This window comes from Dokdonella fugitiva, from assembly GCF_004342425.1.
Taxonomy (GTDB): domain Bacteria; phylum Pseudomonadota; class Gammaproteobacteria; order Xanthomonadales; family Rhodanobacteraceae; genus Dokdonella_A; species Dokdonella_A fugitiva.
On sequence record NZ_SLWQ01000032.1, the window covers coordinates 1 to 1,150 of the forward strand.

The 1,150-nt window shown below is 58.0% G+C and carries 1 protein-coding gene and 1 pseudogene; both read right to left on the reverse strand.

Translation table 11 applies throughout. From position 1 onward, the window contains the following. Window positions 1–363: 363 nt before the first annotated feature. Window positions 364–903: a hypothetical protein gene (locus EV148_RS18255; protein WP_241988151.1), complete on the reverse strand. Its 540-nt coding sequence runs from the start codon at window positions 901–903 to the stop codon at window positions 364–366. Window positions 904–927: 24 nt separating this feature from the next. After that, window positions 928–990, reverse strand: a pseudogene (locus EV148_RS19180) (zinc ribbon domain-containing protein); the annotation flags it as partial. Window positions 991–1,150: the final 160 nt, after the last annotated feature.

Here is a 1,150-nt window from a genome sequence, read left to right on the forward strand (position 1 = left end):
ACAAGGCCGCCGTCGCCCTCGCCAACAAGCAGGCACGGCGCCTGTGGGCCGCCGAGCATCACCGCCAATCCTTCGATCCCGATCACGTCAGCGCGTTCGTCGCGCCGGCGACTCGCTGAGTTCTACCCCCCGCGTTGCACCGAGCGAAACGTCGATGGCATACGAGTCGGTCCCCGGGACGAGCAAGCCGATAACACTTCTGGCCCGCAGCGGCCGCTTGAACGTGTGGCTTCGTCCCGGCGGATTCCATCATGGCCCGAGCACCCGCTGCTCACCCCAAGGCCGAATACACGACTGCAACCGCACCGCTTGCCAGAAGCGAAATCACTCGGTCACTTGCAAGGGGAGTCCATACACGATTTGTTAGCCGCCCTTGCTTGCAACGATGGCAGGATGTGAAGCATCGACACACCAGTCGTTCCAGTAAACGCTATCGAAGCCGGACAGCATACCTACCTCTCTTGCGGATCGCTCTTGCTCAGGGTCTTCAATTTGAACAGACCATGTGTCGAATGTATCTAGCGCTTTTGAGTATTCGCTCTTTGACGCGAACCGAGTGCCCCCCGCGTAGCCGCCAAAGCTGTTCTTGCCATCGACGATGCCGCAGATATAAATGAGTTGGTTGCCCTTTGCGTCCGTTTTTTGCACTACGTACGATGACCGTATGACCATGGAGCCCGGATCTTTCATGTGCTCCCGGAGCGCCTTTTCGGTGTTGTCTTGTGCCCAACCAACCGGACCTATTGCCTTGTTGTGGATGTAAATACCAGCGATGAGAACAACGGGCAACGCAACAATTATGCCGACCACCCAAGCTAAGGTATGACCGCCACGCTTGCCGGAACCAAGCCTGGACTCGCCGGGTGAACTTTGGGCGCTAGATGCCTGAGATGGATCCTTCACAGGCTCTTGCTTGATCGGGTACCCGCAGTGCGGACAGTTCGACGCTTGGTCGGAGACGGATGCCTTGCACTCTGGACATGAAATCATTGCCACTTCATTCCCCCTTGCGGCTAACACCTGAGTTAAGCCGCGCCGCGAAGCGGCGTCGGCTTGAATGATCGAATGGACTCCCCTCGTGTCGCCACACGGCTTCGATGAGCCAGACTGAAAGGTTTAGCCTTCAGGACACGGGATCGCGAGAGGAGTC